The sequence below is a fragment of the Actinophytocola sp. genome (assembly GCF_036555685.1).
In the GTDB taxonomy this organism is placed as follows: domain Bacteria; phylum Actinomycetota; class Actinomycetes; order Mycobacteriales; family Pseudonocardiaceae; genus Actinophytocola.
In genome coordinates this window covers 12,670-29,071 of record NZ_DATBKY010000037.1, presented here as the reverse complement: position 1 = coordinate 29,071, position 16,402 = coordinate 12,670, and the positions used below count along the sequence as shown (strand labels likewise).

General features: G+C 71.6%; 12 protein-coding genes and 1 pseudogene. 7 read left to right on the top strand and 6 right to left on the bottom strand.

What is annotated here, in order from left to right; genetic code table 11:
* Positions 1 to 17: 17 nt before the first annotated feature.
* The gene (locus VH969_RS03845; RefSeq protein ID WP_331970419.1) at positions 18 to 287 is read right to left on the bottom strand and encodes a DUF4235 domain-containing protein; all 270 of its coding nucleotides are present in this window, start codon (positions 285 to 287) and stop codon (positions 18 to 20) included.
* A gap of 89 nt (positions 288 to 376) precedes the next feature.
* On the opposite strand from VH969_RS03845, the gene VH969_RS03840 reads away from it, so the two are divergent.
* A complete protein-coding gene (locus VH969_RS03840; protein ID WP_331970416.1) occupies positions 377 to 709 on the top strand; it encodes a DUF3140 domain-containing protein in 333 nt (110 codons plus the stop codon).
* Between the two features lie 5 nt (positions 710 to 714).
* On the opposite strand, the gene VH969_RS03835 is transcribed toward VH969_RS03840, so the two are convergent.
* A complete protein-coding gene (locus tag VH969_RS03835; protein WP_331970413.1) occupies positions 715 to 870 on the bottom strand; it encodes a hypothetical protein in 156 nt (51 codons plus the stop codon).
* 614 nt (positions 871 to 1,484) lie between these two features.
* On the opposite strand from VH969_RS03835, the gene VH969_RS03830 reads away from it, so the two are divergent.
* Complete coding sequence (locus VH969_RS03830; RefSeq protein WP_331970410.1) at positions 1,485 to 4,562, top strand: non-ribosomal peptide synthetase; 3,078 nt, start codon at positions 1,485 to 1,487, stop codon at positions 4,560 to 4,562.
* A gap of 212 nt (positions 4,563 to 4,774) precedes the next feature.
* Positions 4,775 to 5,749: a helix-turn-helix transcriptional regulator gene (locus tag VH969_RS03825; protein WP_331970407.1), complete on the top strand. Its 975-nt coding sequence runs from the start codon at positions 4,775 to 4,777 to the stop codon at positions 5,747 to 5,749.
* Here VH969_RS03825 and VH969_RS03820 read toward each other — a convergent pair.
* Entirely contained in the window at positions 5,740 to 6,648 is a 909-nt protein-coding gene (locus VH969_RS03820) for an SDR family oxidoreductase (protein WP_331970404.1), read from the bottom strand. The genes VH969_RS03825 and VH969_RS03820 overlap by 10 nt on opposite strands.
* 282 nt (positions 6,649 to 6,930) lie before the next feature.
* Here VH969_RS03820 and VH969_RS03815 point away from each other — a divergent pair, with 282 nt between their 5' ends.
* Positions 6,931 to 9,762, top strand: a complete 2,832-nt coding sequence (locus tag VH969_RS03815; protein ID WP_331970401.1) for an MFS transporter — start codon at positions 6,931 to 6,933, stop codon at positions 9,760 to 9,762.
* 73 nt (positions 9,763 to 9,835) lie between these two features.
* Here the strand turns inward: VH969_RS03815 and VH969_RS03810 are convergent, their stop codons facing one another.
* The gene (locus VH969_RS03810; protein ID WP_331970398.1) at positions 9,836 to 10,240 is read right to left on the bottom strand and encodes a winged helix-turn-helix transcriptional regulator; all 405 of its coding nucleotides are present in this window, start codon (positions 10,238 to 10,240) and stop codon (positions 9,836 to 9,838) included.
* Positions 10,241 to 10,745: 505 nt separating this feature from the next.
* Here VH969_RS03810 and VH969_RS03805 point away from each other — a divergent pair.
* Positions 10,746 to 11,264, top strand: a complete 519-nt coding sequence (locus VH969_RS03805; RefSeq protein WP_331970395.1) for a pyridoxamine 5'-phosphate oxidase family protein — start codon at positions 10,746 to 10,748, stop codon at positions 11,262 to 11,264.
* Between the two features lie 111 nt (positions 11,265 to 11,375).
* Here VH969_RS03805 and VH969_RS03800 read toward each other — a convergent pair.
* Positions 11,376 to 12,371, bottom strand: a pseudogene (locus tag VH969_RS03800) (LLM class flavin-dependent oxidoreductase).
* 122 nt (positions 12,372 to 12,493) lie between these two features.
* Here VH969_RS03800 and VH969_RS03795 point away from each other — a divergent pair.
* Both VH969_RS03795 and VH969_RS03790 read left to right on the top strand, forming a co-directional pair.
* A complete protein-coding gene (locus VH969_RS03795; protein ID WP_331970392.1) occupies positions 12,494 to 12,643 on the top strand; it encodes a hypothetical protein in 150 nt (49 codons plus the stop codon).
* Positions 12,644 to 12,743: 100 nt separating this feature from the next.
* Positions 12,744 to 15,494 carry an alpha-amylase family glycosyl hydrolase gene (locus VH969_RS03790; RefSeq protein WP_331970389.1) on the top strand — a complete coding sequence of 917 codons (2,751 nt, stop codon included), beginning with the start codon at positions 12,744 to 12,746 and terminating at the stop codon, positions 15,492 to 15,494.
* On the opposite strand, the gene VH969_RS03785 is transcribed toward VH969_RS03790, so the two are convergent.
* On the bottom strand, positions 15,491 to 16,372 hold the full coding sequence (locus VH969_RS03785; protein WP_331970385.1) for a helix-turn-helix transcriptional regulator: 882 nt from the start codon (positions 16,370 to 16,372) through the stop codon (positions 15,491 to 15,493). The two genes, VH969_RS03790 and VH969_RS03785, sit on opposite strands and share 4 nt — an antisense overlap.
* Positions 16,373 to 16,402 lie beyond the last annotated feature (30 nt).

The window sequence follows — 16,402 nt, the reverse complement described above, 5'->3', positions numbered from 1 at the left end:
GCAGCCGCACGATCACCTCAGTCGTCGGGCCACTCGCCGGTCACCTTCTTGTAGCCGGTCGCGCCGCCGCGGTCGACGGCCGCCTTGACCAACCCGAAGATGGCCCCTTGCACGGTCGCGGCGAGGAGGACCTGACCCCAGCTGCGGTTGCGGTCGGTCGGGTCCGGTGCCTCCTTCTCGCCGGAGACGAGCGTCCAGACCTTGCGGAACACCGCCGTGGCGGCGACCCCACCCAGCGCGCCGACGAGCATGCCGACGGGCTTGTAGACCACCTTGTTGACGTTCATGAGCTCCTCCGATCCTTGTCCGGAAAGTACCCGCCCCCGGTGCGCGCAACCCACGTTTCGCCGTTTCGCGGTCCGGGTAGGCAGCCCACATGAGCGCACCGGACGACGACGAGCTGTGGCAGGACTTTCACCGGGTCGTGAACATGACCTCGCGTGAGCTGGCGGACTGGCTGCGTACCCGCGATGCCGGCGAGGACACCGAGGCGATGCCGGACCAGGCCGGGCAGCCGACCGGCCGGCAGGTGCTGCACGTGCTCGGCAAGCGCCACGTCGACCTCACCGACGACGACCGGCGGATCATGCGCAAGGTCGTGGACCGCGTGCGCGCCGAGCGGCGGGAGGACCTGGAGCCGGTCGCGGGGCAGGCGAACTGGCGGCACCGGCTCATGTCGATGGGGCACGACCCGCTGAAGCCGGCCTGACGCTCTCAGCGCGATGCGGGCAACCGGGACGCGGACCTGATCGTGGACCGGATCGGGGTCAGCTCGCCCGCGGCCGCGGTGAGCCGGGGGGTGGCGCGCAGGCGCAGCATCGTGGCGAGCCGCTCGGGGTCGCCGACCGTCGAGACGAGTTCGGCCGTCACCTCGTAGGCGGTGCGCTCGACCGGTCTCGCGCCGCTCGCCGGGCTGCCGGGCGCACACCGCGTCGACCGTGGCGGCCATGACCGCCACGACGACGTCCGGCGGCACGGCCCTCGTCCTCGCGTCGTGGCGCATGTCCGCCCCTCCGTACCGATTCAGAGTACCGACCGCAACGCCCCGACACCACCCGTGACCAGCGGTTTTCACCTTTTCGGCCCGCTACTCTCCGCAGCCGGGCCACGCCGGGTCCGGAGCCCACTCGCGCCCGCGCGCCACGCGGTTCTCGTCGCGAGGTCGGGGTAGCGTCCGGAATATCGCGGGCCCATGCGAATGCGGTTGCCGCGGAATGGCTTTTCGCGCGGTGAACATCATTTCCAACAGGCGTCCTATCCGGACCGTCGCATGGCTCCGTTCGGCCGATTCGCAGAGGCCATAGCGGGGAGTAGGGTCGACCGCCGAGCGGGTTTGGCCAGAAAGGTGCGGGCTATGGGCGACCGGGGCGAGGACAAAGCCTTGCGGGTAAATCTTTACCCAATTCTCTGAAGCAAATTTTCTCGAACAGTATGACAGGGGTTTCCCCCTGCGCTCATTCGTTTCCGATCGGCTTAGGACAGTCGTGAACCCGACAGCGCCGGACGACGTGTTCTTCTTCCCCACCTCCTCGGGCCAGCGCAGGCTCTGGCTGCAGGAGCAGCTCATGCCGCCCAGCTCCGCGTTCAACAACGCCTGGCGGGTACGCCTGAGCGGGCCGCTCGACCCCGGGCGCCTCGCCGAGTCGCTGCGCGTGGTGGTCGGCCGGCACGAGGCGCTGCGCACCCGGTTCGCCGAGGCGGACGGGCTGCCGACCCAGGTCGTCGCGACGCGGGCGCGGCTGCCGCTCGTCGCCGTCCGCGCGTCCGATGTGGACAAGCTGGTGCGCGCGCCGTTCGACCTCGCCAAGGGACCGTTGCTGCGCGCGGGCCTGCTCCGCCGCTCCCCCGACGAACACATCCTCGTGCTCGTCGTGCACCAGGCGGTCGCCGACTCGTGGTCGTGCGCGGTGCTCTTCGACGAGCTGGCCCGGCTCTACGGCGGCGAACGGCTGCCACCGCCGGAGGTGCAGTACCCGGACTACGCGGTGTGGCAACGGGAACAGGCCGATGCGAACAGCTTCCTCGAGGCGCGCAACTTCTGGACCGAGACGCTCGCCGGCATCCCGACCGTGCTGTCGCTGCCCACCGACCGGCCGCACGTGGCCGCCCGCGGGCGGGGTGCCGAGCACATCGGCGAGCTGGACCCGTTGCCCCGCGCGTCCTTCGGCACGCTGCTCGCGGTGTACCAGTCGGTGCTGCACCGGCTGTCCGGGCAGGCCGACTTCCTCGTCGGCACGCTGGTGCCCGGGCGCACCGGACCGGGCACCGAACGGCTCGTCGGGTTCCTCGCCAACACGCTCGCGCTGCCCGCGCGCATCGCGCCGGAGACCGTGTTCGCCGAGCTGGCCGCGCGCAACGAGGACGCCGTCGAGGGCGCGCTCGCCCACCAGGACCTGCCGTTCGACCAACTCGTCGGGCTGCTCGCGCCGCGGCGGACGATGGCACACGGGCCGGTGGTGCAGACGATGTTCGTCGTGGACCCGCCGATCGAACCGACCACTGTGGACGGCGTGACGTTCGCGCCGGAGCCGATCAGCGCGGGCGGCGCGCCCGCCGAGCTCATGCTCACGGTCGTGCCCGGCCGAGACCGCTGGCTCGCCCGGTGGAGCTACGACACCGACCTCTTCGACCGCGCGACCGTGGCCGGCTTCGCCGACATCTTCGCGGTGGCGCTGCGATCCGCGATGGCCGAGCCGGGCCGCCCGATCGCCGAGCTGGCGTTGACCACCGCCATGCCGCCGGCCTCCCCGGCCCGGCCGGGACGGGTGCGCCTGCCGGACCTGCGGCGGTTCGGCGACGCGCCCGCGGTGGCCGGCCCCGGGAGCACGCTGACCTACCGGGAGCTCGACGCCGCGGCGAACCGGCTCGCGCACCTGCTGCGCGAGTGCGGCGTCGGCCCGGACGTGCCGGTCGCGCTGTGCCTGGCGCGCGGCCCGGCCGTGGTCGTCGGCATCCTCGCGGCGTGGCGCGCGGGCGGCGGGTACGTGCCGCTCGACCCGGGCTGGCCGGCCGAGCGGCTCGCCACGATGGCCGCGGACTCGGGCGCGCCGGTGCTCGTCACGCACGGCGCGGCCGGGGTGGACCTACCCGGCGACTGGCAGGTGATCGACCTCGACCGGACGAGCCTCGCGCAGTGGCCGTCGACCCCGCCGGACGTGCCCCCGCCCGACCCGGGCTCGCTCGCGTACCTGCTCTACACGTCCGGCTCCACGGGCCGGCCGAAGGGGGTGGCGATCACCCACGGGAACGTCGGGAACCTGCTGTCCCACATGGACTCCCTGCTGCGGCTCCGCGCGGCCGACCGGGTGGCGGCGGTCAGCAGCCCGTCGTTCGACATGTCGATCGTCGAGCTGCTCGTGCCCCTGCTGCGCGGTGCGACCGTGGTCGTCGTGCCTGGCGCGGAGGTCGCCGACGGGCACCGGCTGCGGGAGCGGCTGTCCCGGCTCCGGGCGACGGTCGTGCAGGCGACCCCGTCGGTGTGGCGCACGCTGGTCGCGGCCGGCGGCGTGCCGGTGTCGGTGCGGCTGCGGATCTCCGGCGGCGAGGAGCTGACCCGCGACCTCGCGGACGCGTTGCTGACCGGCGGCGCGCGGTTGATCAACGGGTACGGGCCGACGGAGACGACCGTGTACTCGACGGCCGGCGAGGTGTTCGCCGGCCCGATCCGGCTGGGCGAGCCGGTCGCCGGTACGACGCTGCATGTGCTCGACCCGGCGATGCGGCCGGTGCCCGACGGCGTGGTCGGCGAGCTGTACGTCGGTGGTGCCGGGGTGGCGCGCGGGTACCACAACCGGTCCGTGCCGACGTCCGAGCGGTTCCGGCCCGATCCGTTCAGCGCCGACGAGGGCGCGCGCCTGTACGCGACCGGCGACCTGGTCCGGCGACGGCGGGACGGGCTGGAGTTCCTGGGGCGTGCCGACCTGCAGGTGAAGGTGCGCGGGTTCCGCATCGAGCTGGGCGAGATCGAGGCGGTGCTGCGCGCGCACGAGTCCATCCGGAACGCCGCGGTGGCCGTGTGGCGGGTGCGGAGCACGGACGTGCGGCTGGTCGCCTACCTGGTGCCGCGGCGGCGGATCGCGATGGCGGAGCTGCGGCCGTGGCTCGCCGCGCGGCTGCCGGACTACATGCAGCCGAACCGGTTCGTCACGCTGAACACGCTGCCGGTCACGCCGACCGGGAAGCTCGACCGAGCGGCGTTGCCGGAACCCGTGTGGAGCCGCCGGAAGGCGACGACGGTCGCGCCGCGCACGGACGTCGAGCGCCGGCTGGCCGCGATCTGGCGCGAGGTGCTGCACATCCCGGCGGAGGTGCCGCTGGGCGTGCACGACGACTTCTTCGCGCTGGGCGGCCACTCGCTGACCGCGACGCAGCTCATCTCCCGCATCCGCGGCGGCCTGGCGGCCGAGGTGTCACTGTCCACTGTGATCGCCACCCCGACGATCGCGGGCCTGGCGGCGTCCCTGTTCCCCGTTCCGGACCACCGAACGGTGACGATCCAGGTGGACGACGGCCCGGGCGGCCTGCTGCCCCGCGCACCGAACGGCGACGACGCCAAGGCCTGACCAGGGCACGCCCCACCCCAACGATTCGTCGCCCCGTGGATGGCGGCCCCACCCTCTCCGGGGGCACCCCTCAGGACCAAGTCTATCGAGGATGTGGGCTGGACAAAGGGGTCGCGCGGGCTTGTGGACAGGTTGGGCGAGCGAACGGAAGATTCGGACCGAGTGGAGCGCCGAGGCGCTGCGCGGCCGGGTCCCGAGTGCACAATCGGCCTGTGCGAGCTGAGCGGTTGGTGACCCTGCTGTTCCTGTTGCAGCAGCGGCGGCGGGCCACGGCGGCCGAGTTGGCGGAGGCGCTCGCGGTGTCCGAGCGCACGGTCTACCGCGACGTCGCCTCGCTCGAGGCGGCCGGGGTTCCACTGTGGACTGAACAGGGCCGCGCGGGTGGCATCCGGTTGATGGACGGCTGGCGGACGCGCCTGGACGGGTTGACGGGCAAGGAGGCCGCGGCGATCTTCGCGCTCGGGGTGCCCGAGGTGCTCGGCGAGCTCGGGCTCGGCGCGGCGCTCACCGGGGCGCGGGCGAAGGTGCTCGCGACCTTGCCGGCCGGGCTGCGGGAGTACGCGTCCCGCGTGAGCGACCGGTTCCACCTCGACGCGCCGGGCTGGTTCCACCGGCCCGAGGAGGTCACGCAGCTCGCGACGGTCGCGGCGGCGGTGGCCGCCACCCGACGGCTCGCGGTGCGCTACGGCCGGCGGGACCGGACCGTCGAGCGCACGCTGGAGCCGCTCGGTCTCGTGGTGAAGGCCGGCGTCTGGTACCTGATCGCGCAACCCGTGCCCGGCGACGGGCCACGGACGTACCGGGTGGCGCGGATCGAGTACGCCGAGGCCGGCGACGAGTTCGAGCGGCCGCCGTTCGACCTCGTGTCGTGGTGGTCGCAGACCTCGGCCCGCTTCGAACGTTCCCTGCTGCGGGAATCCGTCCGGCTGCGATTGAGCCCGCGGGCCCAGCGCGCGCTGCCGGAGGTCACCGACCGCGAAGCGGCCGCCGAGGCACTCGCGTCGGGCGGGCCGCCGGACGGCGACGGGTGGCGGGAGGTCACGCTCGACGTGGAGAGCGAGCGGGTGGCGCTGACTCAGCTCACGGCCTTGGGCGTCGGCGTGGAGATCCTCTCCCCCGCGTCCTTGCGTGCCGCGATGGCCGAGGTCGGCGAGACGATCGCCGCCAACCACGCCGCTCAGCGGTAGCCGGTCGCGTCCGCCGGCTTGCCCTGGCTCTCGACCTCCGCGATGTAGCGCCACGCGTCCGGGCGGCTGCCGTCCACGTCCGTGAAGTCGTAGACGTTCGCGAGCTGACCGGACGACAGGGACCGGCCCGACCACCGCGCCACGTCCGGGTCCGCGGCCAGTGCCGCCGCCGCGCGGCCGACGTAGACCGGGGACTCCGAGATGACGAAGTGCGGCTGGAACTTCGTCGCGTCGCGCCAGTTGGCCTCCGTGACACCGAACGCCTCCAGCATCGCCTCCGAGCGAAGCCAGCCCGGGGTCAGCGCGACCGCCGTGCCGCCGTATTCGCGCAGCTCCTCCGATTGAGCGAGCGCCATGCGCAACACCGACGACTTCACCAGGTCGTAGAAGTACCCCGCCTCCTTGCGGTAGTCGACGTTGTACTCCGCCGTCCCGTCCGTCATCTCGATCACCAGGCCACCCGGGCGCCGGATCAGCAGCGGCAGCGCGAAATGGCTGGTGATCGCGTGCGTTTCGATGCCGAGGCGCAGCATCCGCAGCCCGCCGGACAGGTCGTGCTCCCACAGCTTCCTGCCGAACGTCAGGTAGACGTCGCCGCCCCAGACGTCGTTCACCAGCACGTCCAGCCGGCCCTGCTCGTCGTCGATCCGCGATACGAGCGCGGCGACCTCGGACGGCTCGAGGTGGTCGACGCGGACCGCGATCCCCGTGCCACCGGCCGCGTCGACCAGCTCGGCCGTCTCCTCGATCGTCTCCGGCCGGTTCATCTCCGACCGCTGCCCGCGAGTCGTCCGGCCCGTCACGTAGACGGTCATCCCCAGCCGGCCCAGCTCGACGGCCACCGCGCGGCCCGCCGCCCGCGAGCCACCGGCGACCAGCGCCACCTTCTCGTTGTTCATGCCGCCACCATGCCGGGCAAACCTGACAGCCGCCGACCGGATTCACGGTCCGACTTCGGCGTGCCCGCGCGCCCATCCTTTGCCGTGCTGACAACGACTTCCGCGGAAATCAAGGGCCTAAGGTTACTTTCTTCCCGGCCGATCGCAACTACGCTTGGTTATCCCGTTCGGCCATTTGGGTGGACACGCGCTACGGCCGTGATCTCCCGCTGTGGTGGCTCTAATGTCACATTTACAGGTCGTGCGGGGCACGGCCTGTTGGTGTCGGGAGCGAGGCGGGCGATGGGGCGTCGGACAGGGTTTCGCGAGGTGCTCGCCGTGCGGGAGTTCCGCGCGCTCTGGGCCGCCGAACTACTGTCCGTCGCCGGCGACCAGCTCGCCCGCATCGGCCTCGCCGTCCTCGTCTACACGCGGACCGGGTCGGCCGGCTGGACCGCGCTGACCTACGCCCTGACCTTCCTGCCGGCGCTGGTCGGCGGCGCGCTGCTCGGCGGGCTCGCCGACCGGTACCCGCGGCGCGAGCTGATGATCGTCGTCGACGTGCTGCGCGCGGTGCTCGCCGGGCTGATGGCGGTACCGGCCCTGCCGCTGCCAGTGCTCCTCGTTCTCGTCTTCCTGCTGACCCTCGGCGGAGCGCCGGTCAAGGCCGCGCAGCAGGCACTGCTGCCGACCGTCCTGCACGGCGACCGGTACGTCTCGGGCCTCGCGCTGCGCACGGTCACCAACCAGCTCGCGCAGGTCGCCGGCTTCCTCGGCGGCGGCGCGCTGCTCGTCGTGCTCCAACCGCACGTCGCGCTCGGGCTGAACGCGGTGAGCTTCCTGCTGGGTGCCGCCGTTCTGCGGCTCGGCGTCGCCAGGCGGCCGGCCGCGCACGAGGGCCACCCACCGCGCACGACCGGCGCCGCGCGGCTGATCTGGCGCGACCGCCGGCTCCGGGCGCTCGTCGCCCTGTCCTGGCTGGTCGGCCTGTTCGTCGTGCCCGAGGCGCTGGCCGCGCCGTACGCGGCCGGGCTCGGCGCGACGGCCGTCGTCGTCGGCGTCCTGATGGCCGCGGACCCGGTGGGCAGCATCGCGGGCGCATGGCTCGTGGCCCGCATCCCGCCGCTTCGCCGGGAAGCGGCGATGACCGCGTTCGCGGTCGGGGCCGGCGTGCCGCTCCTGCTGTGCCTGGTGAACCCGCCGCTGGCCGTGGTCGTCGTGTTGTGGGCGCTCTCCGGGGCGTGCTCGACCAGCTACCTCATCCTCGCCCAGGCGTCGTTCATCCTGGGCATCCCGGATCACCACCGGGGCGCCGCGTCCGGTCTGGCGGCAGCCGGAGTGCTGTCCTCGCAGGGTGTCGCGGTCCTCTGTGCAGGCGTGCTTGCCGACTTGACCAGCCCGGTGATCGCAGTCGCCACCGGCGGTGCGGCCGGTGTCCTACTCACCGGTGTGGTGGGAACGTCGTGGCTTCGCGCCCGCTCCCGGCAGGTACGCGTGCGGACCGTGGCGGGCGGACGCGAAGACGACGACGATTATGACGATTCGATCACCAGTCCTTGTTCGACATGGTGGTTTCCTCCTCCCATGGCGCTCGCCGCCGAGCACGGCGTCGGAGCTGTCGGCCGATTGGGTGCGATAGCCGGTCCACCTCTTCGGCTGGTGTCCTCCACCAATGGGTTCGGGGCCGGGAACAGCGTTGGCGAAGTCGGGAAAAACGGCGCGAGCCTCACCAGTCCTTATTCGTCATCACTGGCACCTCCTCCCGGTGCTGCTGCCGACGAGCACGGCGATAAGGATGCTGATCAGGTGGTTTTCGCCCGATCAGCGCAACCAGGATCCCTTTCGACTGATCAGCGGTCCAGGGCACCGCTACGCTGGGCGCTCTGGCGGGAACCGCGCGCCGTGCTCTCCCTGATCCTCACCGTGGAGGCGGCCGCCGTCGCGGCGACGGTGCTGATCGCCTGGCAGCGGCCGGTCCGGCCGCACGATCTGCTCGTGCTCGGCGTCGTCCTGGGGCTCGGCCTCGCGATGGGTGAGGCGACCCGCCACGTGGAGCGAGTGCGGCGGCGGTTCAACGACACCCCGCACGTCAACCTCACCTCGGTGTGGACGTTCTCCGCCGCGCTGGTGCTGCCGCCGGCACTGACCCCGATCGTGGTCGTCGTGCTCTACGTGCACCTCTTCTGGCGCAGCTGGTACCGGGTGCGTGGCGTGCACGCCTACCGGCTCGTCTTCACCGCGTCGACGGTCGTGCTCGCGGCGTACACCGCGTGGGCCGTCCTCGGCCTGTTCGCGCCGGTGCGCTGGGACCAGCTCACGATGGTCGTCGCCGTGGCCCTGTCCGTACTCGCGTACTCGGCTGTGAACTCGGGTCTGGTGGCGGCCGCGATCACGGTCCACGAGCGTCGGCTGGACCTGCGCAGGGCGCTGGGCACCGGCAAGGAGAACGCACTCGAGTACGGCACCCTCGGCCTGGGCGCGATCACGGCGCTGCTGATCTCGATCAACCCGGGCTGGGCGCTGATGATCGTGCCGGCGCTGCTCGTGCTGCACCGCAGCGTGCTGATGCGCCAACTCGAGGAGGCGGCCTCGACCGACCAGAAGACCGGTCTGGCGAACGCGACGGCGTGGACGAACATCGCGAGCGCGGAGATCCAGCGCGCCCGCCACGACGACACGCAGGTCGGCGTCCTGATGGTCGACCTGGACCACTTCAAACAGGTCAACGACGCGCACGGGCACCTCGTCGGCGACCAGGTACTGCAGGCGGTCGCGGACGTGCTGACCGCCTGCGCGCGGCGCTACGACGTGGTCGGCCGCTGGGGCGGCGAGGAGTTCGTGATGCTGTGCCCGGAGGTGTCGGCCGAGACGCTGCGGCAGATCGGCGAGTGCGTCTGCCAGCGGGTGCGCGACCTGCGGGTGCCGCTGGACGCCGGGCCGGGTGCGGTGGACGGCCTCTCGGTGTCGGTCGGCGTGGCCCTGTTCCCGGAGTTCGGCCCGGAGCTGCAGGACGTCCTGCTGGCCGCGGACGACGCCCTCTTCGTGGCCAAGGACTCGGGCCGCAACCAGGTGCAGACGATCATCGCCGCGATCGGCGACCTGGGCCTGCCCAAATCCCCCAGCCAGAGCTCCTGATCGAGACCGGTCCGGCCACCCGCCGAACCAGCACTCCTCCCGCGGCCGGCGGGCGGTGGGCGGAGCCGACGAGTCAGTCGTCGGTCTGCGCGGCCTGGTACGCGGCGCGCGCGGCGCTGAGCTCGCCGCGGTGGTCCTCGGCCCACTTGGCGAGCGGCAGCAGCGCGCGCAGGAGCGAGCGGCCCATCGGGGTGAGCTGGTACCAGGTCGAGCCGAAGCGGCTGGGCCGCTCGATCTTGACGACCAGGCCGTCGCGCTGCATCCGGTGCAGCGTGTCGGTGAGGACCTTCTGGCGCAGCGGGCGCTCGTGGGTGACCCAGCCGAGCCGCTCCTCGGTCCGGTTGATGTGCTCGAGCAGCTTCGAGTAGGTCATGGGGCGAGCGGTCAGCGAAGCCAGCACGGCGGTCACCCACTGACCGGACAAGGCGCCCATCGCTTCGTGGATGCCATGCCGGTACGGCAGGCTCTCCTCACTCATGCTCACCCCCAACCGTCCTCTGAGAACACCAGTGTGCCCGATCGGCGACGGTCCGTGTTCGGCTGGGAGCCTATGAAAAAGGTTACTCCGAACGAGTGAAAGCGTCCGGGGAATCGCAGGTCGCCGCCCGCGCACCGGCGGGTTGACCGGCTACGCACCTTGCAGTGTGCCGAGGGCGGCGGTGTACGAAAAACGAGCCGCGGCGGTTTGGCTGCGGGTCGGGGAGCCGGGGCGACGGTGACACCGATGAATCCGAGCCGCGGGTGACCATCCTCTCCCGCGTTGTCGGTGTCACCGTCGACCTGTCCTCCTGTCCCAGGCGGCGGCCAACCGTGGTCGGCGGGTGCCAGGCGGCCCGGATGAGGGGTGCCGTCGGGAGCGCCCGCCGACCACCCGGCCGCGCGCCGGGACACCGCCGGTGATCGTGCTCGAGGGGGGTCACCGGCGGCCACTCCTATCCTCTTCTGTCCACTTCGGACGTTCCACCCGGGTCTAGGGTGTGCGCATGGCAGCCAGAACCCCCGACGAGGTGACGAACCTCAACCGCTACGGCGACGTGGCGCTGGACTGGAACCGGGCCCGCGAGGCCCTGACGGCCGGGCCGGCCAGCGGCACGTACTTCCTGGGCACCACCGGCCCGGACGGCCGCCCGCACGCGGCGGGCGTCGGCGCCGTGTGGGTCGACGACGCGTTGTACCTCGTCAGCGGTCCCGGTACCCGCAAGTCACGGAACCTGGCGGCGAACCCGGCCTGCACGGTCTCGGCCAGCCTGGCCGGGATCGACCTGGTCATCGAGGGCGTGGCGACCCGGGTCACCGACCCGGCGACCCTCGAGCGCCTGGCGGCGCACCTCCGCGCGGGTGGCTGGCCGGCGGAGGTGGCGGGAGACGCGTTCACGGCCCCGTACAGCGCCCCGAGCGCCGGCCCGCCACCGTGGTACCTCTACGGGGTCGACTACCACACGATCTTCGGCGTGGCGAGCGAAGAACCCCACGGCGCGACCCGATGGCGCTTCACCAGCTGACAGCCTCTCCCGCTCGGGCGCGACCGACCGGAGATCACGGCCGTGCTGGTCGTACGCTCGGGCGAGCGGACCGACATGTGGTCGCTGGTCGGCTGCGACCTGTCCAGCGGTTCAGTCGCCCGTCGCGAGACCCCCGGCGACCTTCTCCGCGATCAGCTCGAACGAGCGGATTCGGTCGTGTACGTCGTAGACCATCGTCGTCAGCATCAGCTCGTTGGCCGACGTTCGCTCCAGCAGGTCCGTCAGCCGCCGGTGGACCGTGGCCGGCGACCCGACCGCCTGGTCGGCGAAGCGGTCTGCCGCGAAGGCGCGCTCCTGCTCCGTGTACGGGTACGCCGCCGCCTCCTCGGGGGTGACCAGCGGCTCCGGCCGGCCCTGCCGCAGCTTCAGGAAGGCCAACGACGCCGGCCCGGCCAGGAACTGCGCCTGCTCGTCGGTGTCCGCGCAGATGGCGTTCACCGCGACCTTCGCGTACGGCTCCGACAGCCACCGCGACGGCTGGAACGACGAGCGGTACAGCGACAGCGCCGGCACCGTGTTCGCCGAGCTGAAGTGGTGCGCGAACGAGAACGGCAACCCCAGCAGACCGGCCAGCTGAGCCGAGAACCCGCTCGACCCCAGCAACTACACGGCCGGCTCGTTCCCCCGGCCTGGCACCGCCGTGATCGGACCTGGCTCGGAGAAGTACGCGATCAGGTCCGACAGCTCGGACGGGAAGTTCTCCGCCGACAGCCCGGTCATCGACCGGCGCAGCGCGAGCGCGGTCCGCTGGTCGGTTCCCGGCGCCCGCCCGATGCCCAGGTCGATCCGCCCCGGATGCAATGCCTCGAGCGTGCCGAACTGCTCGGCGACCACCAGCGGCGGGTGGTTGGGCAGCATGACCCCGCCCGACCCGACCCGGATCGTCGAGGTCGACGCGGCCAGGTGGGCGACCAGCACGGCCGGCGACGAGCTCGCGATCGAGGGCATGTTGTGGTGCTCGGCCACCCAGATCCGCTTGTACCCGAGCTCCTCCACCCGCCGCGCGAGCGACGTGGTCGCACGGAGGGCTTCGGTCGCGCTCGCGTCGCGGGCGAGTGGGGCCAGGTCGAGGACGGAAAGCGGCACATCGATCACATTCCCGCCAACCCCGCGCGGCCGTACTTTTGTTCCCAGCGAAGGAGGCGCCGTGTGGGATCCGCACGCCCTGCTCACGCTGGTCCTCGTCGGCGCCCGCGGTGCCGCGGTCGGTGCCCCACCGCGACGAGCTGATCATCGTGACGTTCGGGGTCATCCTCGGGCGGGACCACCACGTCATCAGCGACACCGTGCTGCCGCGGCCGCCGGTCCGGCTCGACGCCGAGCGGAACCGGATCAATCCACCCTCGACGGTGGCGTAACCGGTTTCTTGTTGACGACCGGAATGCGCTGGTTGGCCGACGCAGAATGTCGGTGCCAGCGGCTAGGGTCTGCGCGCAGCCGCATCACTGGAGGACACCCATGTCACTGCGTCGCGCCGCCGTGGCGCTTCTCGTGCCGCTCGTCGTCGCCGGGCTGGCGACGACGCCCGCGGCCGCCGATCGGGGGCACGAACACGGACCGGAGGCGCTGCACTCGCTGCGCGGGCCGGTCACCGACGAGAACTTCTACTTCGTGATGGCGGACCGGTTCGCCAACGGTGACACGGCGAACGACCAGGGCGGGCTGGGCAGCGACCCGCTGGTGTCCGGCTTCGACCCGACGAAGAAGGGCTTCTACAACGGCGGCGACCTCAAGGGGTTGCGCGGCAAGCTCGACTACATCCAGGGCCTGGGCACCACGTCGATCTGGCTGACGCCGAGCTTCAAGAACAAGGCCGTGCAGCTCGAGGACGGGCCGAGCGCCGGCTACCACGGCTACTGGATCACCGACTTCACCCAGATCGACCCGCACCTGGGCACGAACGAGGACCTGGCGGCGCTGATCCGCGACGCGCACAAGCGCGGCATGAAGGTCTACTTCGACATCATCACCAACCACACCGCGGACGTCATCGGCTACTCCGAGGGCGGGCGCAAGGCGTACACGTCCAAGGACGTCTCGCCGTACAAGACCGCGGCGGGCCAGCCGTTCGACGACCGCGACTACGCGGGTGGCGGCAGCTTCCCGGCGCTCGACCCGGCGACGTCCTTCCCGTACCACCCGGTGCTCGACCCGGCCGAGCAGAACCTCAAGGTGCCGGCCTGGCTCAACGACACGACGCTGTACCACAACCGCGGCGACACGACGTTCACCGGCGAGGACTCGCAGTACGGCGACTTCTTCGGCCTCGACGACCTGTTCACCGAGAACCCGCGGGTCGTCAACGGCATGATCGACATCTACGAGCGCTGGATCGCCGACTTCGGCGTGGACGGCTTCCGCATCGACACGATGAAGCACGTCAACGACGAGTTCTGGCAGCAGTTCGGGCCGCGGGTGCTGAAGTTCGCCCGCGAGCACGGCAAGCGCGACTTCTTCATGTTCGGCGAGGTCTTCGACACGACGAAGAGCTACACGTCGCACTTCACCACGACCGACACCATGCAGTCGGTGCTGGACTTCCCGTTCCAGGACGCGGCGCGCAAGTTCGCCTCCGGCGGGGTGCCGACCGATCGGCTGGCGTCCTTCTTCGCCGACGACGACTGGTACACCGACGCCGACTCGAACGTCTACGAGTTACCGACCTTCCTCGGCAACCATGACATGGGCCGGTTCGGCAGCTTCGTGGTGGCGGACAACCCGGGCGCGGGCGACGCGGAGTGGGTCTCGCGCGACCGGCTCGGGCACGAGCTGATGTACTTCGCGCGCGGCAACCCGGTGATCTACTACGGCGACGAGCAGGGCTTCACCGGCCCGGGCGGCGACCAGGACGCGCGGCAGACGCTGTTCGCGTCGCGGGTGCCGGAGTACCTGGACGACGACCTGCTGGGCACGGCGGCGACGCACGCGACGGACAACTACGTCACGACGCATCCGCTGTACTCGTCGATCGCGAAGCTGGCTGCCGTGACGCGGGCGAACCCAGCGCTGCGGGACGGCACGCAGCAGAGCCGCCTGTCCTCTTCGGACGCCGGGATCTACGCGTTCTCCCGGATCGACCGGCGGGCGCAGCGCGAGTACGTGGTGGCGCTGAACAACAGCGAAGCGCCGGCCACCGCGGCGATCCCGACGTACACGGCTCGTCAGGGGTACACGCGGGTGTACGGCGCCGGCCCGTCGAAGGTCACCTCGGGCTCGGACGGCAAGCTGACGCTCACGGTGCCCGCGCTGTCCACTGTGGTCTACCGGCTGAACGGCAAGATCCCGCGCTCGCACGCCGCGCCGCGCATCTCGCTGTCCGCTCCCCAGCCGGCCGCCGCGTCGCGCGGGCGGATGGAGGTCACCGCGTCGGTCGACGGCTCGTCGCTGAACGAGGTGACGTTCGAGGCGCGGGTGGCCGGTGGCCGCTGGCATCCGGTCGGGACGGACGACAACGCGCCGTACCGGGTCTTCCACGACGTCTCGGGCCTGAACCCCGGCACGCCGGTGGAGTACCGGGCGGTCGTGCTGGACAACGCCGGGCATACCCGGTCGGCGTCGGCAGTGCGGGCGCAGGTGCCGCAGCCGCGGCTGACGATAGAGGTGCCGGCCGAGGGTGGCGGCGTGCGTGGCACGGTCCAGGTACGCGCGGTTGCCGACCCGGAGAAGCCGACGCACGTGGTGACGTTCCAGCGCAGCGTGGACGGTGGCCCGTGGACTGTCGTGGGGTCGGATGACTCCTCGCCGGCGTACACGGTGTTCGACGACCTGGGCGCGTTGAACCTGGCGGCCGGGACGCCGGTGTCGTACCGCGCGACGCTGCCGTCGGGCGCGGTGAGCGCCACGCGGACCGTGCGCTACGCGGGCCCGCCGCTGGAGAAGGCGGAGCTGCGGTACTTCCGCCCGGCGGGCGACTACCCGAACTGGGGCCTGCACATGTGGGGCGACGCCGTCGATCCCGCGGTGCTGGCGCAGATCGCGTGGGACAAGCCGTGGCCGCTGACGCGGGTGGAGGACGGCTGGGCGGTGTACGAGATCCCGCTGGTGGACGACACCAAGCCGGTGAACTTCATCATGCACCTGCCAGCGGGCGACACGGTCCCGGACACCCGCGAACCAGGCGGCGACCGCTCCTTCCTCCCGATCGACCACCCGACGGTGTGGATCAAGCAGGGCGACCCGACGGTGTACACCTCACAACCGGCCACCTAGGTCCGTCGCGGGAGCGCCACCGCGGGTTGGTGAGGCATCATCAACGCCGCGGCGGCGCCCCTCGTGCGAGTCCCGGTGCGATCGAAGATGTGCTCCAGGTGCTTGCGCACTGTGCTGACGGAGACGAACAGCTCACGCGCGATGTCCCGGTTGCCGTAGCCCTGGCCGGCGAGCCGGAGCACCTCCCACTCGCGCGCGGTCAGCTTCGGAACGCGCCCGAGCCTGCGCTGCGAGTCGAGGAAGAGCTCCCAGATGTGCGGACGCAGCAACTGAACGACGAGCCGGTCCCGCTCGGTGAAGTCCGGCCCGCCGGCGCGCCAGAAAGTGATCTTGCGGAAGTGACCCGGCAGGGCCGGTAACGAAGCGTGCAGGGCGTGCGTCGTGCCGTCGTGCGCGAAGAAGAAATCGGCGTACGCCGGCTGTTCGCGCAGCTCGGCGCTCGAATAGAAGTCGGACCACCGCACGACCGTGGTGAAGTCGCCGGTGCGCTCTGCGTAGGTGCAAGGCAGAAACACCCGGTTGGCGGCCCAAAACTCCGGTTCCGGGTCGTCGGCGTCGTCGAGTTCGAGCCCACGACCGTCGGCATCGAGCCATTGGTTGAGCAACCCCCGCTCGGCGACGAGATCCGCCTCCGGGAACGCCACACAGTCACACCGCACAAGGCGGGCGAGCTCGTCGAGGGTGGCCCACGGGAGACCCTCGGTAGGCGCGTCGCGCCGGCCCTCCTCGACCACCCCGAGCAATGCGCGTAGGTCGTGCTCGGTGAGTGTTTCGGACATCGGGCACCTTCCGCCGTGCCCTCGTACCGAGAACGGTACGCGCCCGCCGAGGTCACCGAAATACGCCTGAAGGCGAATACCAGTGCCGCGGCCGCGCACGCACGATCACCTTCTACCGCAAGGAATGAG

Bases quoted from the DNA above. Each gene is read 5' to 3' on its own strand.
- VH969_RS03845 (WP_331970419.1), bottom strand. From the start codon at position 287: ATGAACGTCAACAAGGTGGTCTACAAGCCCGTCGGCATGCTCGTCGGC.
- VH969_RS03840 (WP_331970416.1), top strand. From the start codon at position 377: ATGAGCGCACCGGACGACGACGAGCTGTGGCAGGACTTTCACCGGGTC.
- VH969_RS03820 (WP_331970404.1), bottom strand. From the start codon at position 6,648: ATGAACAACGAGAAGGTGGCGCTGGTCGCCGGTGGCTCGCGGGCGGCG.
- VH969_RS03815 (WP_331970401.1), top strand. From the start codon at position 6,931: ATGGGGCGTCGGACAGGGTTTCGCGAGGTGCTCGCCGTGCGGGAGTTC.
- VH969_RS03810 (WP_331970398.1), bottom strand. From the start codon at position 10,240: ATGAGTGAGGAGAGCCTGCCGTACCGGCATGGCATCCACGAAGCGATG.
- VH969_RS03805 (WP_331970395.1), top strand. From the start codon at position 10,746: ATGGCAGCCAGAACCCCCGACGAGGTGACGAACCTCAACCGCTACGGC.
- VH969_RS03790 (WP_331970389.1), top strand. From the start codon at position 12,744: ATGTCACTGCGTCGCGCCGCCGTGGCGCTTCTCGTGCCGCTCGTCGTC.